Below are 25,983 nucleotides of genomic sequence, written 5' to 3'. Positions count from 1 at the left end.
CCCTGCCTTGGCAGTCCCCCCACCCCCTGCCGTCCTCGACGACTCCCCCGCCGCCCGCCGCCGAGAGCAGCGTGGCTGGTACTGGTACGACTGGGCGAACTCCGCGTTCCCCACCACCGTGCTGACGGTCTTCCTCGGGCCCTACCTGACCGACATCGCCAAGACCGCCGCGGCGGGCGCGCCGTACGTGGACGTGCTCGGCTTCGACGTACGGCCCAGCGCCTACTACTCCTTCGTGGTCGGAGTGGCGGCGGTGCTGCAGATCGTGCTGATGCCGATCGCGGGCGCGCTGGCCGACCACACGGGGCGCAAGAAGCAGCTGATGGGCTTCTTCGCCATGCTCGGCGCGGCGGCGACCGTCTGCTTCTGGTTCGTCAGCGACGGGCGCTACCTGCTGGGCGGCGCGCTGTTCCTGGTCGCCAACATCGGGTTCGCGTGCGCGTTCGTCATCTACAACTCCTTCCTCCCCGAGATCGCCACACCGGCCGAGCGCGACAGGGTGTCGGGCATGGGCTGGGGCTTCGGCTACCTCGGCGGCGGGTTGCTGCTGGCCGTACACCTGGTGCTGTTCCTGCGGGCGGAGTCGTTCGGCCTGGACGGAGGCACCGCGGCGCGCATCGCGCTGAGCTCGGCCGGGCTGTGGTGGGGCGGGTTCACGATCATCCCGCTGCTGCGGCTGCGCAACCGGCGCACGGCGGCCGAGCGGGGCGAGTCGGCGGGTCAGGCGGTCGCGGGCAGCTTCCGCCAGCTCGCCAGGACGGCGATGGACCTGCGGCGCTACCCGCTCACGCTGGCCTTCCTGGTGGCCTACCTGCTCTACAACGACGGCGTGCAGACCGTCATCTCCTTCTCCGCGACGTTCGCCGACCAGGAGCTGGGGCTCGACAAGGACGTGCAGATCGGCGCCATCCTCATGGTGCAGTTCGTCGCGTTCGGCGGCGCGCTCCTGCTCAGCCGCCTGGCCTCGCTGTTCGGCGCCAAGCGGGTGGTGCTGGCCGCGCTGGTCGCGTGGACGGCGGTCGTGTGCGTGGCCTACTTCCTGCCCAAGGGGTCGGCCACGGCGTTCTTCGCGCTGGGTTTCGCGATCGCGATCGTCATGGGCGGCACGCAGGCCCTGTCGCGCTCGCTGTTCTCGCACGTGATCCCGCGCGGGAAGGAGGCCGAGTACTACAGCCTCTACGAGATCAGCGACAAGGGCTCGACCTTCCTCGGTTCGTTCACGCTGGGCCTGGCGCTTCAGCTGACCGACAGCTACCGGCTCGGCATCGTCTCGCTGGTGATCTTCTTCATCCTGGGCGGCGTGCTGCTGGCAGCGGTCAACCTGCCCAAGGCGATCCGCGCGGCAGGCAACGAGGTGCCGGAGAAGGTCTAAGGTGGACACCCGGGTGATCACTTCTGAGATGATCTTTGAATGGGTCGTGGTGACGCTGAAGTGGTTCAGCCTGCGATGCTCGAACGTCCAGTGGATCCAGCCCGTTACGGGGGTGTGGTCCGGCCGGACAAGACCGTGCGGTGGGCCAGGGACGAGCTCGAGCAGGTCAGGCGGTTGCGTGGGCGATCCCCGGACATGTGGCGCTTACCCGAGTCGCTGGGCCGACTCGCCAAATGGCTGACCGAGCTGGGATGGGACGATCTCGCCTGCCTGGCTCGCCGGGAAGAACTGGCGGTCTATCGCACTCTGTCCGCCGTCCAACCGGGCTTTTTCGCTGACCGGATCGTCCACGCCTTGGCTGCGTTACGCCGCAGCCTCGTGGAGTGCAGGCGGCATGAGGAAGCACTCGAGGTTGTCGAGGAGCTCCTGCGGCTGTCGGAAACCAACCGATCCGCGCAGGCAGAGGCCCCGGACACGCGCTACTGGCGGACGCTGCTCCTCGCCAGGCTCGGCCACGACCAGGAGGCGGTGGAGTCCGCGGCCGAGGCGGTGACCGAGGCCCGCGGAAGGCTACAGCACGCTGGGGCCACATCGGCGAGCTTCGAGCTCATCCACGCGTTGACGGCCTATGCGGATCGCCTGGACAAGGTCGGCCGCGTCGCCGAAGCCGCCGAGGTGAGCGCCGAGGTCATGGCCGCGTGGTGGCGACAGGCCGACTCGACGGTTCAATTCCTCCAGACGCTGGACCTGTGCAGCGAACGGCTCGTCCGGAGCGGGCAGATCGAACAGGCGCACGCGTGCATCGTCGAGGCGATGGGAAAGATGCGGCGCCGTAAGCGTGACACTTACCAGGCAGGGGCCTGGCACAACCTCGGCGTCCGCCTGCTCGCGCTGGGGGCGCCGGAAGCGGCGCTGACCGCCGGCGAGGAAGCGGTACAGCTCTACCGCGACAGGGGGCGCGCTCATCAGGAGCGGCACCGGGAGCTGGAGGCGGAGGACGACTGGGACGACGATCACCGCTACTCCGAGGCGTACCTGCTCAAGCGGCGACGCGAGGAGCTGAAGTCCTCGCGGAAGGAGGTCCGTCGAGCCGAGCAGGACCTGCACGACGCCCTGCTCACCCTGAGTGCCTGCCTGGAGCAGCTCGACCGCCCCGAGGAGGCGGCGGCGGCCCTCGCCGAAGCCGCCACGCTCCCCGGCTAGGGCCGGCTCAACCGGTGATCCACGCCTGAAACAGGCTCAGGGTGCGGAGGGCGCTGCCAGGACCATCGTGCCCGGGCCCTGGGCGGCGCCGGGGCCGCCCTGGACGGTGATCGTGTCGGCGCTCGCCTCGCCGCCGCAGTGCGGGCAGGTGACCACGGGCGTGAACAGTTCCCCGCACGAGTGCCGCAGCAGCGCCGGAGGGCCGCCGGGCGGGGTCGACCACTTGTCGCCCCACGCCATCAGCGTGATCAGCGCGGGCACGATCTCCCGGCCCGCCTCGCCCAGGTGGTACTCGTAGCGCACCGGACGCTCCTGGTAGGGCCGTTTCTCGACCACGCCCGCCTGGACGAGCCGCTCCAGCCTGGCCGTCAGCAGGTTGCGTGAGATGCCCAGGTCCTCCGCGAGCTCGTCGAACCTGCGCACGCCCAGGAACAGGTCCCGAAGGATCAGCGGCGTCCACGGCTCGCCGATCACGCCAACCGCCTGGGCGATCGAGCAGTGCATTTCCCCGAACCTGTTCATGACCCCAGCATAGTCAGTTGCTAAAGTGAACTCATGTCAGTTCAGTTTCAGGACTAACCTTTCCTGGGGGTCAAGGATGAACACCGCACTCCGCTACCGCGAAGCAGGCGAGAGAAAGGACCTCGACGCGCTCATGTCCACCCTCGCCCCCGAAGTGGTCTTCCACTCCCCGCTCAGCGCCCGAGCCGCGTTCCAGGGCCACGACGAACTGCGCACCCTGTTCGGCGTCGTGTTCGCCTCGATCGGCGAGCTCCGCTACCACACCGACGTGGGCGACGACAGGACCCGCATGCTCGCCGCCACCACCACGCTCGACGGCCACACGATGGAGGAGTCGGTACTGCTCAAGCTCGACGAGAACGGTCTGATCACCGAGATCACGATGTTCGTCCGCCCACTGCCCGCCCTCACCAGGCTCATGGCCGCGCTCGGACCCGGACTGGCGAGGGCACAGGGCAGGAAGGGCGTCGCCGCGCTGGTCGGCGTGGCGGCGGGGCCGCTGGTGTTCATGACGGAGAGCGGCGACAAGACCCTCGTACCGCTCGTCACCGCAGCGTCGCGGCGCACGACCCGATGAGGACGTGCCACTGAGTGCCGCGCGCTCACCACCGCACCTCGGCCACGACGGCGGCGGCAGTGGCACAACCGTCAGCCCCACCCGCGCGGACGCCGGGCGCCCCCTTCAGGCGCGGCCCGTGACCGTCACCCTGAACGAGCCTCTGGGTCAACGTAAGGTCCTCAGCCGCGCGGGTGGGGAGATCCACGTCCGCTCCACGACAGCGGGCTCACTCATCGAGACCATGCGACGGTGCAAGGAACGGCCTCGCCGACCGAGCGGCCGAGTCGGAGGTTCCTGGGCGAACGATTCCCCGGAGGCGCGCCCACGAGTCGTGAGGCCCGGGCGCCCTTCGGGGCAGGCGCACGAAGCCAAGCGTGCGTGCCGCTCGGCCCCCTCTGAGAAACGCATATCGATCCCGTGGTTCCGGCACCGCTCCGCGACCTCTTCATGCGGCCGTCCTGAGCGCGCGGTCTCGCGCACAGAGCAGCAATCCCCATAGAGAGCACCGCTCTTGACAACGCTGCCCCCAAAGGAGAGCATTGCTCTCACAACAGAGCACCTTCCCCCCTTCGCATGGAGTTCTCGTGAAGCTCACCCAGGCGTCCTACGCCATCACCGGGGTCCTCTTCCTCGTCTACCCGGCCGTCCGCCCGTCAGGGGACGACGCCGCCGCCATGTCCTCCACCGCGTGGGTGTTCGGCCATCTGGCGGCCATGATCGGGTTCATCCTTCTCGGCCTGGCGGCGCTCGGGATCCACCAACTGCTGAAGGACCGGCTCTCGCTGAGGGCCACGGTGGTCACCTGGATCGGCGCGGGGCTGACGCTCCCCTACTACGGCGCCGAGGACTTCGGTCTGAACGTGATCGCCAACCGCGCTCTCCGCGACAACACGCCCGCCCTGATGGAGCTGGCGACAGAGTTCCGCTACGGCGCCCTGGCGGTGACGATGTTCGCGCTGGGCCTGGCGCTGCTGGGCATCGGCACGATCATGACCGCGGTGTCGGTGTGGCGCTCGGGCACGCTGCCCGCGTGGAGTGCGGTGCCGCTGGCGGTGGGGTTCGCACTCTTCATCCCACAGTTCTTCGCGCCGGTCTACGCGATCCGCATCGCCCATGGCGCACTGATCGCGGTCGGCGGGGTGTGGCTGGCGATCGCTCTGGCCAGGGGACGCGCGAAGGCCGGCGTGCCCGCTTGAGGCACGAGGATCCGAAACCCCCGCCCGACGACCGACGGGGCGCGGGACAGCCGCGGAGGCGCGAGCCTGACGTGGCGCAGGGGTGAGGGAACCCCGGAATGGCAGGGCCGTGGAGCGCGTTCGAGGGAACGATCCAAGAAGTGGAGCGGCGGGACGAGGTGCCACTCCAGAGGACTGCGTGGCAGGCCGGGAGGCGGTGAGAGAGGCGCATGCCGAGGCCAGAGGGCTGATCCGCGGTCGATTGCCGGGCTTGGCGTGTCCGCCGACGATCTCGCCAGGCGCTCACAGCCCGGCCGAGTCGGCTCTCATCGCAAAAACCGCGATTGGATCACCCCTTGGGTGGGAATCCACTCACGGTATCAAGCGTTAGACACCGTGGGAGACAGACCCCTCACGATGGGGCCCTGTAGGAGGCATTAAACATGGGCGAGCGCGCACTTCGTGGCACCAGGCTCGGGGCAACCAGCTACGAGAACGACCGTAACACGGATCTGGCCCCGCGCCAGGAGGTGTCTTACACCTGTTCGAAGGGGCATCGCTTCGAGGTTCCGCTTGCAGCCGAGGCAGAGATCCCCGCGACCTGGGAATGCCGCATGTGCGGCGTCACCGCGGTCCGCGTGGACGGCGAGCAGCCGGAGGCAAAGAAGGCGAAGCCCCCGAGGACACACTGGGACATGCTGCTGGAGCGGCGGTCCATCGAGGACCTGGAAGAGGTTCTCAACGAGAGGCTGGCGATCCTTCGCGCGCAGCGACGCAAGAGCGCCTGACCTCCGACACGGTGACGCTGGAACGCCCCGGACCTCCCCGTCCGGGGCGTTTTTGCTGCCCTGAAAGCCACCGAGGGCCGCTCGCGCCAGGGCGGGGTCACGCCGTGCGGCGGGCTGCGCGTGGCCGAGTGGACGCCGCCCGAAGGCCCACGGCTCGACCGCACCCATGAGCCGCCGAGGCCGCGAGGGCGCGGATGCTCAGTTCCTGACGCGGCCGGTCGATCCTCGCGCGATGAGGGTGGGCGGGAAGACGTGGTCGACGTGGGGCGTGTGGTACCCCTGCAGGCGCTCCCACAGCGCGTTGGCCGCGGCGCCGGCCATCTGCTCGATGGGCTGATGGACGGTCGACAGGGGCGGGTTGCTGTGCGAGGCGAGGTACGAGTCGTCGTACCCGATCACGGAGAGGTCCCCCGGCACGGACAGACCCGCCTGGCGGGCCGCGGCGAGCGCGCCGAGCGCCATCAGGTCGCTGCCTGCGACGATCGCGGTCGCGCCGGCCGCAAGCAGCCGTTGGGCGGCGGCGTGCCCGCCCGTCAGCGAGTAGTCGGTCTCGGCGTAGAGCGCGTCGTCGACGGAGCCGAACCATTTGCGCATCTCCCTGCGGTAGCCGTTCAGCCGGTTCTGCGAGGGCCGCAGGTAGGCCTGGCCGCCCGCCAGGCCGATGCGGGTGTGGCCGAGGGAGCGCAGGTGGGCGACGGCCATCGCGGCGCCGGCCGCCTCGTCGGTGGTCACGGTGGAGACCGGCAGGTCGGGGACGTGCCCGCCGACCAGGACCATCGGCAGGTGCCGCTGGTGCAGCTGCCAGTAGAAGCCGTGGTCGGCCGAGGGGTTGGCGTGCCGTCCTGAGATCAGGACCAGGCCCTGGATGCGCTGCCGTACCAGGGAGGCGATGTAGTCCAGCTCCGTCGGCCCCTTCTTGGTGGAGCTGCCGATCATCGCGGTCACGCCGAGAGCGCCGAGCTTCGTCTCGATCGCGCCGGCCAGAAGCGGGAAGACGGGGTTGTCCAGCTCGGGAACGATGATGCCCACGAAGGGGTCGGAGACGGGCGCGGGCGCGACCATGCCCTGCTCGCGCATGGCGCGCAGCACGCGGTCGCGGGTCTCCTCGGCCACGCCCGGGCGGTCGTTGAGGACGCGGCTGACCGTCGCCGCGCTGACCCCCACGCGCTTGGCGATCGTCCGGACGGACAGCCTTGACATCGACCCTCCAGAAACCACTGAAACATGTTGCCGACTGTTGCGGCGGTATTCGGGAGCGACCTAGGCTCCCGGCCATAAAAGCAGGTGAACAGCGAATTGCGGAGCACTGACAGCATGTGGCAACCCGAAACACTTTGCAACATCAGCGCGCACCACGACGGTTCGCCGCTCTACGTGTCCGACCCGTCGCCGGGGTTGGGCGAGCGGGTCGAGGTGTTCGTGCGCACCGCCGCCGCGCTGGGTGTCGAGCGGTTGTACGTGCGCACCTCCCCTGACGGCGAGCCCAGGTTCACCGAGGCGAAGATCGACCGCGCCAGCGAGGACGAGACGTGGTGGCGGGTGCCGGTCGAGATCGTCAACCCGGAGTGCGGCTACCGCTTCCTGCTGCACACGGCCCGCGGGCCGCTCTGGCTGAACGCGTCGGGTCTGCGCCGTACCGAGGTCACCGACGCGGCCGACTTCACGCTCACCGCCTACCCGCCGCCGCCCACCTGGGCGGCGGACGCGGTGATCTACCAGATCTTCCCCGACCGGTTCGCCCGCTCCGGCCGGCCGCGCGGCCCGCTGCCCGGCTGGGCCAGGCCCGCGGCCTGGGACGAGCCCATCCCGTACGGCAGGCCCGAGGCGCTGCAGCAGATCTACGGCGGCGACCTGTGGGGGGTGGCCGACCGCCTGGACCACATCGCCGATCTCGGCGCCGACCTGATCTACCTGACGCCCTTCTTCCCCGCCAGGTCCAACCACCGCTACGACGCCACCACGTTCGACGGGGTCGATCCGTTGCTCGGCGGCGACGAGGCGCTCAAGGCGCTCACCGCGCGGGCGCACGCCCGCGGCATGCGGGTGATCGGCGACATCACGCTCAACCATTCGGGCGACGCGCACGACTGGTTCGTCAGCGCCATGGGCGAGCCGCGCGCCCCCGAGCGCGACTTCTACTATGTCGACGGCGACGACTACGCCACGTTCGCCGGCGTGCGGACGCTGCCCAAGTTCGACCACCGGTCGGCCGAGCTGCGCCGGCGCCTGGACAGGGTGATCTCCCGCTACCCCGACGAGTTCGGGCTCGACGGGTGGCGCGTCGACGTCGCCCAGTCGGCAGGCCGCCACGGCGGTGTCGAGCTCAACGACCGGGTGGCCGCGGACACCAGGGCGGCGCTGGGCGAGGGCAGGCTGCTGCTGGCCGAGCACCAGTTCGACGCCTCGGCCGCGCTGCGTGGCGGCGGCTGGCACGGCACCATGTCCTACGCCGGGTTCGCCCGGCCGGTCTGGTCGTGGCTGGCGCTGGAACGTGCCACCGAGTTCTGGGGCACTCCCGGCCCCATCCCCCTGTACGGCGGGCAGGACGTCGTCGAGGTGATGCGCGACCACGCCGCCCGGATCCCGTGGCGCTCGTACACCCACAACCTCACGCTGCTCGACTCGCACGACACGGCCAGGTTCCGGTCGATCGCGGGCCGCGACCGCCAGCTTCTCGGCGCCGCGCTCCTGTTCACGCTGCCCGGCCTGCCCATGGTCTTCGCCGGTGACGAGGTCGGGGTGGAGGGGGTCCATCTGGAGGACGGCCGCCGCCCCTTCCCGTGGGACGAGGAGAGCTGGGATCGGCGGACCTACTCGACGTACAGAGAGCTGGTGGCACTGCGCAAGAGCAGGCAGGCGCTGCGCCGCGGCGGCCTGCGATGGCTGCGCGCCGACGACGACGTCCTGCTCTTCGAGCGGGCCGTGCCGGGCGAGACGATGCTTGTCCAGGTCAGCAGGGCGAGCCACGCGCCTGCTCCGGCCCCCGCCGCTCTGTCCTGCCTGACCGGCGGCCCCGACCTGCGTCCCGGCGAGTCGATGCCCGCCGACGGACCGGCCTTCCACGTCTGGGAGGTCGCCCGATGATCGAGATTCTGGCCGGTGTGCGCTCCGAGGCGCTCGGCAACTCGAGGGACGTGTTCGTCTACCTGCCGCCCGGCTACGACCCGGCGGCCGGGCCGTACCCCCTGGTCGTCCTGCACGACGGGCAGCACGTGTTCGCGGGAGCGGGCCTCGCGCCGAGCTGGCGGGTGGACGAGACGCTCGACGGGCTCATCGGCGCGGGGCTGCTGCCGCCCCTGGTCGCCGTGGCCGTCGCCAATGCCGGTGACCAGCGCGGCAACGAGTACTCCCACGAGGTGCCCTACCCGCGTGACCCGAACGGGATCTGCCGCGGCGAGCTGTACGAGCGCTTCCTCGTCACGGAGCTGCTGCCGCTGGTGCGCGAACGCTACGCGGTCACCGACGATCCGGGCGCCACCGCGGTGATGGGCTCCTCCATGGGCGGCCTGGTCAGCTACCACCTGGCCTTCCGCCGTCCCGACGTGTTCGGGCTGTCGGCCGTACTCTCGCCGTTCCTGGTCTTCGTGGATCCGGAGACGCTCGCGCAGACCCCTGTCTTCCGCCGCTTCCCCGGGCGCGGGCCGCGCAGGATCTGGATCGACATCGGCGGCATGGAGGGTCTGATCATGGTCAGGCCGGTCCGCGAGCTGGTCGAGCACCTCATCGACGTGGGCTACGAGCCCGACGGGGAGCTGCGCTACCACCACGAGCCATCCGCGCCGCACCACGAGGACGCCTGGGCGGAGCGCGCGGGCAGCGCGCTGCTCCACCTGTTCGGAACGGAAGGGGCGCCCGTGACGCTGTCCGGCTCGGACGGCGAGGCCGCCGTGGGCCAGGCCGTCGACATCGCGCCCGTCGGCACGCGGGCGGACGGCTGCGTCTACTCGGTGCTGAGCGCGGACGTGACATGGCGGCCGCCCCACGTGCTGGAGGCCGCCGGCCACGCTCTGCTGACCGGCGCAGGGGCCGGCACCGCCGAGGTCGTCGCCAGGGCAGGCGAGCTGGAGGTGACCGAGCGGGTCACGGTCGTCGACGGCGCGCCCGACGCGCTGCTCGACGTCACCGTCGTCGTCCCGGTGGACACCCCCGCCGACTCCCCCGTCTACTTCTCCGGCCTGGTCACCACCCAGGTCGCGCCCGGCGTCCACCACGGCGCGTGGCGGCTGCCCCGCGGCATCGGCCTCAACGGCACCGTCGGCCGCGGCTGGCGCCGCGACGGGCTGGACGCCGACGGCCTCCCCATCCGAACCCCCCTACGGCACGACGGTGACCGGCGCGTGTGGGTGCGCGTCGCGGGCTGGAGCGATCCCGCCCAGGTCGATCCGCACGCCGGATCCTGAGGAGAACCCCGATGCGTACCCTTCCGATTCTCACCGCCCTCCTGCTGTCCGGATGCGCGCTGGCCGGTTGCGCGCCTGCCGAACGCGCGGACGAGCAGAAGCCTGCGGCCACACCGACACTGACCGTGTGGGCCGACGACGACAGGGCCGCCCCGCTGGCACGGATCGCCACCCGGTTCGAGCAGGACCGCGGCGTCAAGGTCAAGATCGTGCAGAAGGCGATGGGGAACCTGCGTGACGACTTCGTCTCGCAGGCGCCCTCGGGCCAGGGGCCTGACGTAATCGTCGGCCCGCACGACTGGCTGGGCAAGCTCGTCCAGAACGGCGTCGTCAGCCCGCTCGACCTGTCGGCCAAGGCCTCGCTCTTCTCGAAGGTGGCGCTGGACGGCATGACCTACCGGGGGCAGACGTACGGCCTGCCGTACGCGGTCGAGAGCGTGGCGCTCCTGCGCAACAACACTCTGGTCCCCGTCGCCCCCCGGACCTTCGACGAGCTGGTGGCCAAGGGGGAGGCGCTGGTGGCCGCGGGCAGGGCCGTCCACCCCGTCGGCCTGCCTGTCGATCCGAAGGCGGGCTCGCCGTTCCACCTCTACGCCCTGCAGACCTCCTTCGGCTCGCGGGTCTTCGGTGAGGGCGGCGAGCTGGAGATCGACGACGCGGGCGGGCTGCGGTTCGCCGCATACCTGCGGAAGCTGGCCCAGCGGAAGGCGGTGTCCACCTCGCTGACCGGGGACATCGCGACCAGTGCCTTCCTCAAGGGTGAGACGCCCTTCCTGGTCACCGGGCCGTGGGACGCGCCGGCCGTGGTCAAGGCGGGAGTGCCGTTCTCGGTGGATCCCCTGCCTCCGGCGGGAGACGGTCCTGCCAGGCCGTTCGTGGGCGTGCAGGGGTTCTACATCAGCTCCAAGAGCGCCAACCCGATCCTGGCCAACGACCTGCTCCTCAACTACCTGGCCACGCCGGAGGCGCAGAAGGCGCTCCACGCGGCGGGAGGGCGCCCGCCCGCGATGACGTCGGTGCGCGAGGAGCTCGCGGGCGACCTGGTCATGACAGGGTTCGCCAAGGCCGCCGCCGAAGGCGTACCCACGCCCAACGTCCCCCAGATGGACGCGGTCTGGGCCGACTGGGGGCTGTCCCAGCTGGGGATCATCGCGGGTGAGGGCGACCCCGCGGAGCTGACCAGGAAGGCCGCGGACAAGATCCGCGCCAAGATCGGCTCCTCGTGAAGCGCGCGCTGAGGCTGCTGCCGCTCGCGGTCGTGGACGCGCTGGCCCTGTACGGGCTGATGGCGCTCGGCGGGCAACGGCGGTGGTGGATGTTCGCGCTCCTGCTGGCAGGGTCGGCGGCGATCAACTGGATCTACCTGAGCAGGCGGGCCGTGCCCGCCAAATACCTGGCGCCAGGAGTGCTGCTGCTTCTCGTGTACCAGGTGTACGTGGTCCTCTACACCGGCTACGCGGCGTTCACGAACTACGGCGACGGCCACAACGGGACCAAGGCGGACGCGGTCGCGGCGATCCTGGCCGGCAGCGAGGTGAAGGTGGCGGGGGCCGTGCCGTACCCGATCAGGGTCATGGAGCGGGACGGGCGCCTCGGACTCCTGGTGGAAGGCCGGCCGGCGGCTGGATGGCGGCCGCTGACGTACGGCGAGATCGTCGCCAGGCAAGCGGAGATCGCGGCGCTGCGCCAGCCCGCGGACGGCGGCACGCTCAAGACCGCCGACGGCGTGACGGCGACGCTGTACCGGGCCACGCTCGCCTACGACGCGGCGACCGGCGGCATCACCGACGGGACCACCGTGTACCGCGACACGGGGCACGGTGCCTTCACCGCCGCCGACGGGCGCTCCCTGAGTCCCGGCTGGAAGGTCTTCGTCGGCCATGAGAACTTCACCCGCGTCCTGACCGACGCCGGGATCAGGGGGCCGTTCCTGGAAGTGCTCGCCTGGACGTTCGTGTTCGCGACCCTGTCGGTGGCGCTCAGTTTCGGCCTCGGGCTCGCGCTCGCGCTGGTCCTGGACGGGCACCGGGTCTACCGCTCGCTGCTGATCTTCCCCTACGCGTTCCCCGCGTTCATGGCGGCGTTGCTCTGGCAGGGGCTGCTCAACACCGACCACGGCTTCGTCAACGACGTGCTGCTCGGCGGCGCGCGCGTCCCCTGGCTGTCCGACCCGTGGCTGGCCAAGCTGAGCGTGCTGCTGGTGAACGTGTGGATCGCCTTCCCCTACATGTTCCTCATCTGCACCGGCGCCCTGCAGGCGATCCCGCCCGCGCTGTCGGATGCCGCGCAGATGGACGGGGCAGGGCCGTGGCGGGTGCTGCGGGCTATCAAGCTGCCGCTGCTGCTGGCCTCGACCGCCCCCGTGCTGGTGGCGACGTTCGCCTTCAACTTCAACAACTTCAACGTGATCTACATGCTCACCGGCGGCGGCCCGAGGGACGCGAGCGCGCCGGTCGACGTGGGATCGACCGACCTGCTGATCTCGTTGGTGTACAAGCTGGCCTTCGGCGGCACGTCCAGGAACTACGGCCTGGCGTGCGCGGTGTCCATCGTGATCTTCACGGTGATCGCCGCGGTCTCGCTGGCCGGGTTCCGCAGGGCGCGGCGGCTGGAGGCGGCATGAGGGTCTGGAGGCACGTGGTCGGCCTGCCGGCCGTGGCGGTCGCGCTGTTCCCGCTGGTGTTCGTGGTCGCGGCCTCGCTCAACCCCAGCGGCACGCTGACCGGGTCGAACGACCTGTTCGCGGCGGTGACGTGGGATCACTACGCCACGCTGTTCACCGACGAGCTGCATCCCTTCCCCCGCTGGTTCGCCAACTCCATGGTGATCGGGCTGACCACGGCGGCGGGGTCGGTGTTCCTCGGGGCGTGCGCCGCCTACGCGTTCTCGCGGTTCCGGTTCAGGGGGCGTAGGGCGGGGCTCATCGGGCTGGTGTTCATCCAGCTGTTCCCCCAGGTCCTGGCCTATGTCGCGATCTTCCTGCTGCTGTCGGCCATCAAGGAGGTGTTCCCGCCGCTCGGCCTCGGGAGCAGGCTCGGCCTGGTCATGGTCTACCTCGGCGGCGCGCTCGGCGTGAACACCTACCTGATGAAGGGCTTCTTCGACTCGGTGCCCAAGGATCTGGACGAATCCGCCCAGATCGACGGCGCCTCGCACGCGCAGGTCTTCTTCCTGGTCCTGCTGCCGCTGGTGCGGCCCATCCTGGTCGTCGCGATTCTCGTTCGTGGCGACCATGAACGACTTCGTCATCGCCGGTCTGGTGCTGACCGACCCCGACCAGCAGACGCTCGCCGTCGGCCTCTACCAGCTCGTCTCCTACCAGCTCGGCCAGAGCTGGGGCGTCTTCGCGGCCGGTGCGCTGATCGGCGCGCTCCCTGTGCTGATCCTCTTCCAGTTCCTGCAGCGCTTCATCACCGGCGGACTGACCGCCGGAGCGGTCAAGACCTGAGCGCGGACGTCAGTCCTCGCGCAGGACCTCGCCGTGCACGACCTTGCCGCCGGACGCTCCCGCGCCACCCGCGCCGCCGCCGCCGAGGCCGTCGGTGCGGGGGAAGGGCACCCCGAGGTTCGCGTACGGCGAAGAGGCCGCCATCGCCTTGACCCGCCGGGCGAAGAACCACGATCCGAGCCGACGCATCAGCGGCCGGGTGAACGGCAGCACGCACAGGAACCCGAACACGTCGGTCAGGAAGCCCGGCGTCAGCAGCAGCGCGCCGCCGACCAGGATGAGCGCGCCGTCGGCCAGCTCCTTGTCCGGCATCCGCCCCGACTGGATGGCGTCCTGCAGGCTGCGCCAGGCCCTGCGGCCCTCGCGGCGCACGATCCAGGCGCCGAACAGGCTGTCGGCGATCAGCAGGGCGACGGTGGGCCAGCCGCCGATCACCGAGCCGACCTGGATGAGCAGCCAGATCTCCAGGACGGGGACGACCAGGAAGGCCAGGAAGAGCAGGAGCCGGACCATCGTTTTCCTCATTCGCGCGAGCGGAAGGGGTTCATCTCGTAGTAACGTCCGCCGCCCCGCGGACGTTCCGGGAAAGCGTCAGTGCCGGCGGCGCAACCGGCCGGGGATGCCGCTGACGCCCCAGATGCCGACCCGCCAGAACGCCTCGTACATGACCTTGCCGCTCATCTTGCTGGTGCCGTGGGTCCGCTCGACGAACGTGATCGGCACCTCGATGACCCGCAGCCCGTGCCTGGCCGTACGCAGGGTGAGGTCGACCTGGAAGCAGTAGCCCTGCGACTCGACGTCGGACAGCCCGATCTTCTCCAGCGCCGTGCGGCGGTAGGCGCGAAAACCCGCGGTCGCGTCGCGGACGGGCAGCCCCAGCATCAGCCGCACGTAGACGTTCGCGCCTCTGGAGAGGAACTCGCGGTGGCTCGGCCAGTTGAGGACCTTGCCTCCTGGCACCCAGCGCGAGCCGATCACCAGGTCGGCGCCCTCGGCGAGCGCGTCGAGCAGCTTGGGCAGCTCCTCCGGCTGGTGTGAGCCGTCGGCGTCCATCTCGACGAGCACGTCGAAGCCCTCGGACATACCCCAGCGGAAGGCGTCGATGTAGGCGGCGCCGAGGCCCTGCTTCTCCGGCCTGTGCAGGACGTGGATGTGGTCGTCGGCGGCGGCGAGCTCGTCGGCGATCTCCGGGGTGCCGTCGGGGCTGTTGTCGTCGGCGATCAGCAGGTGCGCCTCCGGCAGGGCTTTGCGCAGCCGTCCGGCGATCAGCGGGAGGTTCTCCCGCTCGTTGTAGGTGGGGACGACGACGAGCACCCGGCCGAGCGTCTGCTCCATCATCGATCCTCTCCCTTACGTCGCCACGCGGCCACGCCGATCGCGGCCGCCCCCACTATCAACAGTGCCCACTCAGGCGCCGCGCCCACCCGCGTGGCGATCGTCGTCCCGGTGCGGACCGGCACCTTGACGACGTTCATGGCGGCGACGCGTTCCTTCGTCTGCCAGGCGACCCTACCCTCAGGCGTGACGTACGCGGAGATCCCCGTGGTCGCGGCGGTCACGACGGCCCTGTTGTGCTCGACGGCCCGCAGCTGCGACATGGCCAGCTGCTGCGGCGGCAGGTTCGACAGCGCGTAGGTGGCGTTGTTGGTCTGGACGACCAGCGGGGTGCCACCCGCCTTGACGGTGTCGCGCACCACCCAGTCGAAGGCGACCTCGTAGCAGTTGACCGCGCCGATGGTCACGGGTCCCATCTTCAGGGCGCCGGGCTTGTCGCCGGCGACGGACTGCCTGCCGACCAGGTTGGCCCGCTCGAACAGGGACAGGAAGATCTCCTTGAACGGCGTGTACTCGCCGAACGGCACCAGTTGCCGCTTGTCATAGTAGGCGCCGGGCCCGGTGATCGGGTCCCAGACGAGACTACGCGTGGCCCGGTGCTCGTCGCCGATCGCCACGACCGCGCCGACGAGCGTCGGCACGCCGACGTCCTTCACGGACTGGTCGATGATCTGGTTGGCCGTCTGGTCGCGGTAGGGGTCGATGTCGGTGGAGTTCTCCGGCAGGAACACCACGGCCGGTTTGAGCAGCTTGCCCTCTCGTACGGCCCGCGCCAGCGCGTGGGTGCCGTCGGCGTGGTTGCGCAGCACGATCGCCGGCTCGTCGCCGAGCGCGTACATCCCCTCCCCCGGCACGTTGCCCTGCACGATGCCGACGTTCACGCTCCTGCCCTCGTCGCCCGGGCGCGGGATGAGCAGCGTCAGCAGGGGCACGGCGAGCGCCAGCGCCACGGGCACGACCCGCCGCGGCCTGACGACGGCGAAGGCCAGCAGCGCGCCGCTGAGCGCCACCGCGAAGGAGACCAGCGGCACGCCGCCCAGCGCGGCGTAGCCGGTGAACAGCGTCTCGCCCTGGCTGAAGGCCACCCTCGCCCAGGGGAACCCGCCGACGGGGAACAGGCCGCGCGCCCACTCCATGGCGACCCACAGCGCGCCGAACCACAGCGGCCACAGCGGCAGCCTGAACACCAGGGCGACCCCGGCGGCCATGGCGGCGTAGAAGAGGCTCTCGACGGCGACCAGGGCCAGCCAGGCGTCGTAGCCGATCGGCCTGACCCAGGCCAGCGCCGGCAGCAGGAAGACGAGCGCGGCCACGTAGCCGAGCCACGCGGCGCGGCGGGGGCGGCAGCCGTACAGGGCGAGCACGACCAGGGCGATGCCGAGCGGCGCGCACGGCCACCAGCTGAGCGGAGGAAAGGCCAGGAACAGCAGCAGGCCGCCGAGGGCGGCGGCGGCGAGCCTGCCCCGCAGCGGCCACTTCGCGGCGCCGTCCGGCGCGGTGGGCGGCGGTACGACGCCCTGCTTCTCCTGCACCAAGGCCGGGGTTCTCCTCGCCATTCGCAACCTGATGGCGGAAACGCTACCGCCCGAGGCGGCCGACCCCCAAAGAGCACACGCTTGCAGGGTGATCCCTTGGCAGACGGATGCCATGGGATCACCCGCTAGCGGTGCGATCCGAGCGCACGGGAGCGGGAAGAGGGCCCGGAAACCCTTCGGACCGGATCCGTCTCGTCGGCGGCGAGCGCGGAGTTCCGTTGTCTACTGGGCGACCGGGCCCGTCCCGGGTCCAACCCCCCGCCCGGTTGGGGTGCCCCGACTCGACGGACCGACGGCCCTGCACCTGGCTGTATGGACGGAGTCACGCTCCGTCACGGACGCAGGATCCGACGATGTCAGAGACGGCCAACCGGCCAAGTCCCGTGCTGGACTGGGCAGCAAACTACCGACTCCAACTCAGATGTCAACCGTGTCCCGATCAGCGGAAACCTCAAGTTTTCGCAGCTAGGACATGCTCGGCGAGCTCAGTCTAATGCGCTCATCTCCCCGCGAGTCCGCGAAGGGGTTCGGGCAGCGTTCCGTCGTGGACGACGCCGAGCCGCTGGGTGGCCCGGGTGAGCGCGACATAGAGGTCACTGGCGCCGCGCGGCGACTGGCCGAGGATCTGGCTCGGCTCGGTGACGATCACCGAGTCGAACTCCAGGCCCTTGGCCTCGGTGACGCCGAGCACCGCCACCGAGGCGTCGAGCACTCCCCTGCCGGTGACGCCGCCGACCAGTTCGGCCACCTTCTCCAGCAGCGCGTCGGGGGCGAGCACGGCGACCCTGCCGCCGTCCTCCGTCTCCCCGCGCACCAGCTCGGGCAGGTCGGCCATCGGCGCCGCCCACGGCTGGGCGCCGCTCTCGCGCACCGACATCGGGGCGCGCAGCGTGGGGTCGATGGTGGCCAGCACTCTCGAGGCGACCTCCATCAGCTCGACGGGGGTGCGGTAGTTGATGGTGAGCGTCTCCTCACGCCAGCGGCCTGCGACGTAGGGGTCGAGCACCTGGCCCCACGAGCGGGCGCCGGCGCTGGATCCAGTCTGGGCGATGTCGCCGACGATGGTCATCGACCTGGTGGGGCAGCGCCGCATGACCACGCGCCAGGCCATTGGCGACAGCTCCTGCGCCTCGTCCACGATCACGTGGCCGAAGGCCCAGTTGCGGTCGGCGGCCGCCCGCTCGGCGGTCGTCAGGTACGGCTGGTCGCCACGCTGGCGCTCGGCCAGGCGTTCGGCGTCCATGACGTCGGACAGCCCGGTCAGCTCCAGCACCTCGCGCGCGTAGGCGAGCTCGGACTCCTTCTCCCTCTCCTGCGCGGCGCGGGCGGCGGCCAGCTCCTCCTCGGCCTGCATGGCGGTGGCGCGCAGCACCTGCTCGTCGATGTCGCCGAGCAGTTCGGCGGCCTCGTCGAGCAGCGGCACGTCCGATTCGGTCCACTCGGTGGACGTGCGGAGGAGCAGAGCGCGTTCCTGGCGGCTGAGGTTGCCCGCGGCGTAGTCGAGGCGTTCGGCCGAGCCGTACAGGCCGAGCAGCAGCCGCTGGGGCGTCAGGTAGGGCCACAGCCTGTTGAGCGCCGACTTGACCACGGGCTCGGTGCGCAGGTCCTCGCGCAGGTCGGCCAGCTCGTCGTCGTCGATGAGGCCCTTGCCGAGGTTCCTGGCCAGCTGCCTGGCCAGCGCGTTGAGCACCGAGCGCACGAACACCGCGCGGGCCTGGTTGTGGCTGCGCCGCGACTTGATCGCCTTGCTCCTGGCGTTCTCCATGGTGCGCTGGTCGAGGGTGAGCGTCTGGCGGCCGAGGGCGAGCTCGATCGGCTGGCGCGGCACCCGCTGCCTGTCGCGTACGGCACGCGCGATCACCTCGGCCATGCGCGCGTCGCCCTTGACGGCCGCGACCTCGGGCCGATCCCTCGCGGTGGCGCTCACGCCGGGGAACAGCTCGCCGACCGTCGACAGCAGCACGTCGGTCTCGCCGAGCGAGGGAAGCACCTGCTCGATGTAGCGCAGGAACGTGAGGCCGGGGCCGATGATGAGCACGCCGCGGCGTTCGAGCCGCTCGCGGTGGGTGTAGAGCAGGTAGGCGGCGCGATGCAGCGCGACGACGGTCTTGCCGGTGCCGGGACCTCCCTGCACGACCAGCACTCCGTTGAGGTCGGCGCGGATGACGCGGTCCTGCTCGGACTGGATGGTCGCCACGATGTCGCGCATCCTGCCGGTGCGCTTCTCGTCGAGGGCGGCCAGCAGCGCGGCCTCGCCGTTCAGCGTGGCCCTGTCGTCGTCGGTGAGTCCGTCGAGGTCGAGCAGGTCGTCGTCGACGCCGATCACGGTGCGGCCGCGGGTCTGCAGGTGGCGGCGGCGGGTGACGCCCATCGGGGAGGTCGGGGTCGCGCGGTAGAAGGGCTGGGCGACGGGGGCGCGCCAGTCGATCAGCAGCCGGTCCTGCTCGTCGTCGCTGAGGCCGAGCTTGCCGATGTAGAGCCGGCCCTCCTCGGTGTGGTCGAGCCGGCCGAAGACCAGGCCGCGCTCGACCGCCCACAGCCTGGCCAGCCTGGCGGCGTACATGCCCGCGAAGGAGTCGCGTTCGGACCTGTTCTGCAGCGTGCCGACCGCCCCCGTGGCCAGCACGTCTTTGAGCTGCTGTTGCGTGCGCTCGCGGAGGACGTCGAGGCGCCCGTACAGCCGGGAGACGTAGTCCTGCTCTCTGGCCAGCTCGGTTTGACGAGTCACCGCCGAACCGTTAGTGTTGGTAGTAATGGGACGCTCCGGGCCTTTCTGACTGTTGTGGCAACAAATCGCTACCTTATCAGGTCCGTTGAGCAGCTGACATCACGTATTCATCTCACCGCTTGACTCTATGGGTTCTTCGCCTCCATTGTGAGTTAGGAAAGTTTCCTAACTCCAATGGGAGCGACGAGTGAGCGGTCCGGTTCCTGGAACACCCAGCCTGCTGCGCGCGATCAACGATCGCGCCGCCCTGCAGGCGTTGCTGGACCGAGGGCCGCTGACCAGGCCCGAGATCGGCACCCTCACCGGGCTGTCCAAGCCGACCGCCTCGCAGCTGCTGTCCAGGCTCCAGGACGCCGGCCTCGTCGTGCTCGACGGCATCAGGGAGGGGCTGCCGGGCCGTACGGCCGAGCTCTACCGGATCAACCCGTCCGCGGCGTACGTGGCCGCGCTCGACGTCACCCCCGACCGCATCGAGGCACGCGTCGCCGACATCACCGGCGAGATCGTCGGCTCGCACGTCCTGCCGACCTCCCGCCGCCCCAGCGACGGGCTCATCGACAGGCTGCGCGCCGCGCTCGACGGCGCAGGCTCACCAGGGCCGCTGCGCAGGATCGTGATCGGCGTGCAGGCCGCGATCGACCCCTCGACCGGCCGTCTCGGCTACGCCACAGCCAAGGACATGCCGGGCTGGCAGATCCCCAACCTGGTGCCGACGCTCCGATCGGGGCTCGGCGTGCCGGTCGACGTGGAGAACAACGTCAACCTGGTGGCCGTGGCCGAGCAGGCCCACGGCGCCGCCCGCGACCACCAGGACTTCGTGCTGCTGTGGGCCGACGAGGGCATCGGCTCGGCCGTCGTGCTCGGCGGGCGCATGCACCGCGGCGCGACGGGCGGCGCAGGCGAGGTCGGATACATGCCCACGCCCGGCGCGCCGACCGCGCGCGAGGCGGGGCACTACGCCAACCACGGCTACCAGGCGCTCACCGGCGGCCCCGCCGTGCTGAAGCTGCTGCGCTCGTACGGCGTGCGCGGCACCGACTTCCGCCAGGCCGTCTCCGCCGCCGTCCGCACGGCCGCCGGCACCGGCAAGAAGGCCGACGACGCCCGCGCGGGACTGCGCGACATCGCCGCCCGCCTGGCCGTGGGCCTGGCCGCCGTCACCTCCGTGCTCGACCCCGGCCTCATCGTCCTGACCGGCGGCATCGTGCTGGCCGGCGGCGAGACGCTGCGCGAGCTCATCGAGCACGAACTGCACGCCCTCACCATCCCGCGCCCGCACGTGCGCCTGTCGACCGTCGAGGGCAACCCGGTGCTGGCCGGCGCCCTCGACCTGGCGCTCGACGCCACGCGCGAAGAGGTCTTCAGCTCAACCGTCCCAACCCCTTAGAAGCAGGGAGGCACCCCCCGTGCGTTTTGTCCCTATTGCGGCCGCAGGACTCACCGCTCTTGCGTTGACCGCGTGTACGGCGGGCAAGGAGGCGCCGCCCTCACTCGGCGCCCAGCCCAAACCCTCGGGCGCGGCCTCGCAGGCCCTGCCCGCGGCCACCGTCGAGCTCTGGCACGGCTTCCAGACCGACGCCGAGGTCAAGGCCTTCGACGAGGCGATCGCGGGCTTCAACAAGAAGTTCCCGCAGATCACCGTCAAGGTCACCAAGGCCGTCCAGGACGACCAGATCACGCAGGCCATCCGCAGCGGCAAGGCGCCCGACGTGGCGGCCTCCTTCACCACCGACAACGTCGCCCTGTGGTGCAAGACGGGAGCGTTCCAGGACCTCACGCCGGTCATCAAGCAGGACGGCATCGACCTGACGGTGCTGCCCGAGGCCTCGCGCTCCTACACCGAGTTCGACGGCAGGCGCTGCACGATGCCGCTGCTGGCCGACGCCTACGGCCTCTACTACAACAAGGCCCTGATGAAGGGCAACGAGCCGCCCAAGACGCTGTCGGAGCTGACCAAGCTCACCAAGGAGCTGACGGTCAGGGACCCCGACGGCACGATCAAGGTGGCCGGCTTCATCCCGAGCTTCCAGTACTACGAGAACTCCCCCTCCCACCTCGGCCCCATGGTCGGCGCCACGTGGTACAACGAGGACGGCACCTCGGCCATCGGCACCGATCCCGCCTGGAAGCAGCTGCTGACCTGGCAGAAGGAACTGGTCGACTGGTACGGCTACGCCAACCTGGAGAAGTTCCGCCGCAGCCTGGGCGATGAGTGGGGCAGCGCGCACCCGTTCTTCAAGGGCAAGGTCGCGATGATCCTCGACGGCGAGTGGCGCAACGCCATGATCGCCAACGACTCCAAGGCCAAGTCGCTCGGCTACGGCACGGCGCCGCTGCCCGTCGCCGACGACAAGCCCGACCTCTACGGCAGCGGCTTCACCGCCGGCACCGTGATCGGCGTGCCGAAGGGCGCCAAGAACCCGCAGCACGCGTGGGAGCTGATCAAGCACCTCACCACCGACACCGACAGCCTCGTGACGCTGTCCAACGCGCTGCGCAACGTGCCCACCACCAAGGCCGCGATGGAGTCGCCGCAGCTTGCGGCCGACGCCAACTTCAAGACCTTCCTGAGCATCTTCGCCCACCCGAAGACCAGCACGCTGCCCGCCTCGGTCAACAGCGTCTTCAACCAGGACGCCTTCTCCACCTTCCTGACCAACTGGGAGAAGGGCGCCGTCAAGGACCTCGACGAGGGGCTCAAGGGCGTCGACAAGCGCATCAACGACAAGCTGAAGCTGTCGGGCGGATGACAGCCGGCCCGAAGCGGCGGGAGGGCCTGCGGGCCCTCCTGTGGCTCTCCCCCTGGATCGCGGGATTCTCGATCTTCTTCGTCTACCCGCTGATCTCCATCGTCTACTTCTCCTTCACCAGGTACGACCTGTTCACGCTGGAATGGGTGGGCCTGGACAACTGGCGGTACCTGCTGCAGGACGAGCGGGTGTGGATCTCGGCGAAGAACACGCTGTGGCTGGTGGTCTTCATGGTGCCCGCCCAGGTGATCTTCGCGCTGGCCGTCGCCCAGCTCCTCACCAAGGTGAAGGCGGGGGCGGGCTTCTTCCGCACCGTCTTCTACCTGCCGACGCTGGTGCCGATGGTGGCGGGCACGGTGGCGTTCGTGTTCCTGCTGAACCCGGTCGGCCCGACGAACCAGATCCTGTCGTGGATCGGCGTCAGCGGGCCCGACTGGTTCGGCGACGCCTCGTGGTCGAAGCCGAGCCTCACCCTGCTGGGCATCTGGGGGTGCGGCAACACCATGGTGATCTTCCTGGCGGCGCTGCTCGACGTGCCCAAGCACCTGTACGAGGCGGCCTCGATCGACGGGGCGGGCGCGTGGCGGCAGTTCCGGAGCATCACGCTGCCGACGATCTCGCCCGTGCTGATGTTCTCGGCCGTCACCGGCGTCATCTACGCCCTGCAGTACTTCACGCAGGCGATGATCGCCTCCAGGGTGGCCTCGGGCGCGACCGACTCGGCGGGCAGCACCTTCACCCCCGGCTATCCCGACCAGTCGCTGCTGACGCTGCCGCAGTGGCTGTTCCACGTGGGCTTCCGCGACTTCAGCATGGGCTACGCCTCGGTGCTCGCGCTGGTGCTGTTCGGCACGTCCATGATCTTCACGCTGATCCTGCTGCGCCAGTTCCGCAAGGCCGAGGAGGTCCTCTCTTGAGCACCACGCTGACCGCTCCGCGGCCCACCAGGGCGACGCGGCCGGCGCGGGTGGGAGCCAGGCGGCGCAAGACGCTGACGTGGATCGCCACCCACGCGATCGCGGTGGCGATGGCGGCCATGTTCCTCGGACCGCTCGTCCTGGTGAGCCTGACCGCGCTGATGAGCGACGAGCAGGCGCTGACCGGCAACCTGTGGCCCGAGTCGTTCGCCTGGTCCAACTTCGCGGACGTCTTCGCCAAGTCGCACCTGCTGGGCTGGACGCTGAACACGCTGCTGTACGCCGGGCTCGGGACTCTGTTCATGCTGGTGTCCTCGGTGCCCGTCGCCTACGCGCTGGCCAGGTTCCGCTTCCGCGGCCGCGGGCTGGCCTTCCTGCTGGTGATCACCGCGATGATGCTGCCGCCGCAGGTCATCGCGGTTCCGATCTACCTCGTGTGGGCCAGGGTCGGCCTCACCGACACGCTCTGGCCGCTCATCCTGCCGATGCTGCTGGGCGACGCGTTCTCCATCTTCCTGCTGCGCCAGTTCCTCATCTCGATCCCTCGTGATTACACCGACGCGGCCAGGGTCGACGGCTGCTCGGACTTCAGGACCCTGGTCAGGGTGATCCTGCCCATGGCCAGACCCGCGATCGCCGCGGTGGCGCTGTTCCAGTTCTTCTACTGCTGGAACGACTACTACGGCCCGCTGCTCTACACCGGCATCAACCAGGACAACTGGACGCTGTCCCTGGGCCTGGCGACGTTCAAGGCCTTCCACAGCGTGCAGTGGAACCTGACCATGGCTGCCACGCTCCTGGTGACCGCACCGGTGATCATCGTGTTCTTCTTCGCCCAGAGAGTCTTCATCGAGGGCGTTACTTTGACAGGAGTGAAGGGTTGAAACTCGCCGTTGTCGGGGGCGGCTCGACGTACACGCCGGAGCTGATCGACGGGTTCGCCCGGCTGCGCGACGAGCTGCCGCTCACCGAGATCGCGCTCGTCGACCCGCACGCCTCCCGCCTGGAGCTGGTGGCGGGGGTGTCACGCAGGATGCTGGCCCGCGCCGGACACCGGGCCGAGGTGGTCGCCACCTCCTCCGTGGAGGAGGGCGTGGCGGGCGCGCAGGCGGTGCTGTTCCAGCTACGGGTGGGCGGGCAGGCCGCCCGCGAGGTCGATGAGACACTGCCGCTCCGTTGCGGGTGCGTCGGGCAGGAGACGACCGGCGCGGGCGGCCTGGCCAAGGCGCTGCGCACCGTGCCGGTGGTGCTCGAACTGGCCGAGCGGGTGCGCGAGCACGCGCCCGAGGCGTGGATCGTCGACTTCACCAACCCCGTCGGCATCGTGACGCGGGCGCTGCTCGACGCGGGACACCGGGCGATCGGGCTGTGCAACGTCGCGATCGGCTTCCAGCGACGCTTCGCCGCGCACCTGGGAGTGACCCCCGAGCGGGTGTCGCTCGGCCACGTCGGGCTCAACCACCTGACGTGGGAGCGCTCCGTCCTCGTCGACGGCGTCGACGTGCTGCCGAAGCTGATCGCCGAGCACGGGCAGGAGCTCGCCGACGACATCGGGCTGCCGGTGGAGCTGGTGCGCAGGCTGGGCGTGGTCCCCTCCTACTACCTGCGCTACTTCTACGCCCACGACCTCGTGGTCGAGGAGCAGCGCTCCAAGCCTTCACGGGCCGCCGAGGTGGCCGCCATGGAGACCGAGCTGCTCAGGCTGTACGCCGACCCCGCCGTCGACACCAAACCCGAGCTGCTGGAACGGCGGGGCGGCGCGTTCTACTCCGAGGCGGCCGTGGCGCTCATCTCCTCGCTTCTCGGCGACCGGTGCGACGCCCAGGTGGTCAACGTGCGCAACGCGGGGACGCTGCCGTTCCTGCCCGACGAGGCGGTCATCGAGGTGCCCGCGACGATCGGGGCGGCGGGAGCCGTACCGTTGCCGGTGCCGGCGGTGGAGCCGCTGTACGCGGGACTGATCGCCAACGTGTCGGCCTACGAGAGCCTGGCCCTGGACGCCGCGCTGCGCGGCGGCGAGGAACGGGTCCGCAACGCGCTGCTGGCCCACCCGCTGATCGGCCAGGAGGCCGTCGCGGGCGAGCTGACCCGCCTGCTGCTCGAGGCCAACAGGGCGCACCTGCCGTGGGTGGTGTCGTGAGGACCGTGCTCGCGGTCGACGGCGGCAACAGCAAGACCGACGTGGCGCTCGTGGCCGAGGACGGCACCGTCCTTGCCACGGGCCGCGGCGGGGCGTTCCTGCCGCAGAGCGCGGGCGTGACCGCTGCCGCCGACGTCGTCGAGGAGGCCGTACGGCAGGCGCTCGACCCGCTGACGCGGGCCCTCGGCACGTCGCGGACTCCGCCGTACGCCGACCTGCTGGCCGCCTACCTGGCGGGGGCCGACCTCCCCGCGGAGGAGGAGACGCTGAGCGACGAGTTCGCCGCGCGCTCCTTCGCCAGGGAGGTCGTCGTGGGAAACGACACCTTCGCGCTGCTGCGCGCGGGGGCGTCGGGGCCCTGGGGCGTGGCGGTGGTGTGCGGGGCGGGCGTCAACGCGGTCGGGGTCTCCCCCACAGGGCAGGTGGCCCGCTTCCCCGCACTCGGCAAGATCAGCGGCGACTGGGGCGGCGGCCTCGGCATGGCCGAGGAGGCGCTGTGGCACGCCGTCAGGGCCGAGGACGGCAGAGGCGCGCCCACCGAGCTCGCCACGCTGGTCAAGGAGCACTACGGCACCTCCACCGTGGAGGAGGTCGTGCTCGGCCTGCACTTCGGCGACTTGGACGAGGGCAGCCTGCACGGGCTGGCCCCCGGGCTCTTCGGGGTCGCCGCCGCCGGTGACGCGATCGCCAGGTCACTGGTCGAGCGGATGGCCGGGGAGATCGTGGTGATGGCCGAGGTGTGCCTGCGCCGCCTGGAGCTGCTGGAGACGCCGACGGAGGTGGTGCTCGGCGGCGGGGTGCTGCGCGCGCGTCACCCGATGCTGAGCGAGCTGCTCGACGAGCGGTTCGCTGCGCGGGCGCCGCAGGCCAAGCTGGTCGTGGCCGACGTGCCGCCGATCGTCGGCGCCGCCCTGAGCGGCCTGGACAGGATCGGGGCGAGCGAGGAGGCCAAGGCTCGCCTGCGCGGGCACTTCGGCGACGCCCTCTGACCGGCAGCCACCCATCCGGCTGACAGCACGGCGACAGCCCCGCAGCTCATCGCCGTGCTGGAGGGGATCCCCCGTCCCGCGAGCCGCCATCGTTCCCGGCCCTCGCTCTGCCCGCCGACATG

Annotated in this window: 22 protein-coding genes and 1 pseudogene; 17 read left to right on the top strand and 6 right to left on the bottom strand. The window is 70.6% G+C overall.

The features are described from left to right. Nucleotides 1-7: 7 nt before the first annotated feature. Nucleotides 8-1,372: an MFS transporter gene (locus AB0B45_RS09405; RefSeq protein ID WP_358127775.1), complete on the top strand. Its 1,365-nt coding sequence runs from the start codon at nt 8-10 to the stop codon at nt 1,370-1,372. A 75-nt stretch (nt 1,373-1,447) separates the two neighbouring features. After that, entirely contained in the window at nt 1,448-2,575 is a 1,128-nt protein-coding gene (locus AB0B45_RS09400) for a hypothetical protein (protein WP_358127773.1), read from the top strand. Between the two features lie 36 nt (nt 2,576-2,611). Here the strand turns inward: AB0B45_RS09400 and AB0B45_RS09395 are convergent, their stop codons facing one another. After that, entirely contained in the window at nt 2,612-3,097 is a 486-nt protein-coding gene (locus tag AB0B45_RS09395) for a helix-turn-helix domain-containing protein (RefSeq protein WP_358127770.1), read from the bottom strand. A gap of 76 nt (nt 3,098-3,173) precedes the next feature. Between AB0B45_RS09395 and AB0B45_RS09390 the strand changes: the two genes are divergently transcribed. The 3 genes from AB0B45_RS09390 (at nt 3,174) to AB0B45_RS09380 (ending at nt 5,619) form a co-directional block, all read left to right on the top strand. Then, a complete protein-coding gene (locus tag AB0B45_RS09390) occupies nt 3,174-3,674 on the top strand; it encodes a nuclear transport factor 2 family protein (protein WP_358127768.1) in 501 nt (166 codons plus the stop codon). Nucleotides 3,675-4,240: 566 nt separating this feature from the next. Then, the gene (locus AB0B45_RS09385) at nt 4,241-4,852 is read left to right on the top strand and encodes a hypothetical protein (protein WP_358127767.1); all 612 of its coding nucleotides are present in this window, start codon (nt 4,241-4,243) and stop codon (nt 4,850-4,852) included. Between the two features lie 422 nt (nt 4,853-5,274). After that, nucleotides 5,275-5,619, top strand: a complete 345-nt coding sequence (locus AB0B45_RS09380) for an RNA polymerase-binding protein RbpA (protein WP_358127765.1) — start codon at nt 5,275-5,277, stop codon at nt 5,617-5,619. Nucleotides 5,620-5,817: 198 nt separating this feature from the next. Here AB0B45_RS09380 and AB0B45_RS09375 read toward each other — a convergent pair whose 3' ends face one another. Then, entirely contained in the window at nt 5,818-6,819 is a 1,002-nt protein-coding gene (locus AB0B45_RS09375) for a LacI family DNA-binding transcriptional regulator (RefSeq protein WP_358127763.1), read from the bottom strand. Nucleotides 6,820-6,933: 114 nt separating this feature from the next. Between AB0B45_RS09375 and AB0B45_RS09370 the strand changes: the two genes are divergently transcribed. The 6 genes and pseudogenes from AB0B45_RS09370 (at nt 6,934) to AB0B45_RS09345 (ending at nt 13,467) form a co-directional block, all read left to right on the top strand. After that, nucleotides 6,934-8,703, top strand: a complete 1,770-nt coding sequence (locus tag AB0B45_RS09370; protein WP_358127761.1) for a glycoside hydrolase family 13 protein — start codon at nt 6,934-6,936, stop codon at nt 8,701-8,703. Beyond that, nucleotides 8,700-10,019, top strand: coding sequence for an alpha/beta hydrolase-fold protein (locus AB0B45_RS09365; RefSeq protein WP_358127759.1), 1,320 nt, complete (start codon nt 8,700-8,702; stop codon nt 10,017-10,019). Before AB0B45_RS09370 ends, AB0B45_RS09365 begins: the two co-directional genes overlap by 4 nt. An 11-nt stretch (nt 10,020-10,030) precedes the next feature. After that, entirely contained in the window at nt 10,031-11,245 is a 1,215-nt protein-coding gene (locus AB0B45_RS09360; RefSeq protein WP_358127757.1) for a maltose ABC transporter substrate-binding protein, read from the top strand. Further along, the gene (locus AB0B45_RS09355) at nt 11,242-12,642 is read left to right on the top strand and encodes an ABC transporter permease subunit (protein ID WP_358127755.1); all 1,401 of its coding nucleotides are present in this window, start codon (nt 11,242-11,244) and stop codon (nt 12,640-12,642) included. The genes AB0B45_RS09360 and AB0B45_RS09355 overlap by 4 nt, the downstream gene beginning before the upstream one ends. Further along, nucleotides 12,639-13,178 (top strand): annotated as a pseudogene (locus AB0B45_RS09350) (ABC transporter permease subunit); the annotation flags it as partial. The gene AB0B45_RS09355 and the pseudogene AB0B45_RS09350, both read left to right, overlap by 4 nt. Before the next feature lie 73 nt (nt 13,179-13,251). After that, nucleotides 13,252-13,467 carry a hypothetical protein gene (locus AB0B45_RS09345; protein WP_358128386.1) on the top strand — a complete coding sequence of 72 codons (216 nt, stop codon included), beginning with the start codon at nt 13,252-13,254 and terminating at the stop codon, nt 13,465-13,467. Nucleotides 13,468-13,476: 9 nt separating this feature from the next. Here the strand turns inward: AB0B45_RS09345 and AB0B45_RS09340 are convergent, their stop codons facing one another. The 4 genes from AB0B45_RS09340 to AB0B45_RS09325 all read right to left on the bottom strand — a co-directional run bounded on the left by AB0B45_RS09340 (nt 13,477) and on the right by AB0B45_RS09325 (nt 19,065). Beyond that, nucleotides 13,477-13,992 carry an FxsA family protein gene (locus tag AB0B45_RS09340; protein WP_358127753.1) on the bottom strand — a complete coding sequence of 172 codons (516 nt, stop codon included), beginning with the start codon at nt 13,990-13,992 and terminating at the stop codon, nt 13,477-13,479. 66 nt (nt 13,993-14,058) lie between these two features. After that, nucleotides 14,059-14,805, bottom strand: coding sequence for a polyprenol monophosphomannose synthase (locus AB0B45_RS09335; RefSeq protein WP_358127751.1), 747 nt, complete (start codon nt 14,803-14,805; stop codon nt 14,059-14,061). After that, nucleotides 14,802-16,358 (bottom strand): apolipoprotein N-acyltransferase, encoded by a 1,557-nt coding sequence (gene lnt, locus AB0B45_RS09330; protein ID WP_358127749.1) that lies wholly within the window; start codon nt 16,356-16,358, stop codon nt 14,802-14,804. Before lnt ends, AB0B45_RS09335 begins: the two co-directional genes overlap by 4 nt. Nucleotides 16,359-16,836: 478 nt before the next feature. Then, nucleotides 16,837-19,065, bottom strand: a complete 2,229-nt coding sequence (locus tag AB0B45_RS09325; protein WP_358127748.1) for an ATP-binding domain-containing protein — start codon at nt 19,063-19,065, stop codon at nt 16,837-16,839. 187 nt (nt 19,066-19,252) lie between these two features. On the opposite strand from AB0B45_RS09325, the gene AB0B45_RS09320 reads away from it, so the two are divergent. Genes AB0B45_RS09320 through AB0B45_RS09295 form a run of 6 tightly spaced genes read left to right on the top strand, consistent with a single transcriptional unit; the run spans nt 19,253 to nt 25,861 of the window. Beyond that, complete coding sequence (locus AB0B45_RS09320; RefSeq protein WP_358127746.1) at nt 19,253-20,452, top strand: ROK family transcriptional regulator; 1,200 nt, start codon at nt 19,253-19,255, stop codon at nt 20,450-20,452. Nucleotides 20,453-20,471: 19 nt separating this feature from the next. Continuing rightward, entirely contained in the window at nt 20,472-21,815 is a 1,344-nt protein-coding gene (locus AB0B45_RS09315; protein ID WP_358127744.1) for an extracellular solute-binding protein, read from the top strand. Continuing rightward, nucleotides 21,812-22,732 carry a sugar ABC transporter permease gene (locus AB0B45_RS09310; RefSeq protein WP_358127742.1) on the top strand — a complete coding sequence of 307 codons (921 nt, stop codon included), beginning with the start codon at nt 21,812-21,814 and terminating at the stop codon, nt 22,730-22,732. The genes AB0B45_RS09315 and AB0B45_RS09310 overlap by 4 nt, the downstream gene beginning before the upstream one ends. Then, complete coding sequence (locus AB0B45_RS09305) at nt 22,729-23,616, top strand: carbohydrate ABC transporter permease (protein ID WP_358127741.1); 888 nt, start codon at nt 22,729-22,731, stop codon at nt 23,614-23,616. Before AB0B45_RS09310 ends, AB0B45_RS09305 begins: the two co-directional genes overlap by 4 nt. Further along, on the top strand, nt 23,613-24,872 hold the full coding sequence (locus AB0B45_RS09300) for a 6-phospho-beta-glucosidase (RefSeq protein WP_358127740.1): 1,260 nt from the start codon (nt 23,613-23,615) through the stop codon (nt 24,870-24,872). The genes AB0B45_RS09305 and AB0B45_RS09300 overlap by 4 nt, the downstream gene beginning before the upstream one ends. After that, entirely contained in the window at nt 24,869-25,861 is a 993-nt protein-coding gene (locus tag AB0B45_RS09295) for a BadF/BadG/BcrA/BcrD ATPase family protein (RefSeq protein WP_358127739.1), read from the top strand. The genes AB0B45_RS09300 and AB0B45_RS09295 overlap by 4 nt, the downstream gene beginning before the upstream one ends. Nucleotides 25,862-25,983 lie beyond the last annotated feature (122 nt).

Source organism: Nonomuraea sp. NPDC049152 (assembly GCF_040648355.1).
Taxonomy (GTDB): domain Bacteria; phylum Actinomycetota; class Actinomycetes; order Streptosporangiales; family Streptosporangiaceae; genus Nonomuraea.
This window is presented reverse-complemented; position numbering and strand designations above follow the sequence as displayed.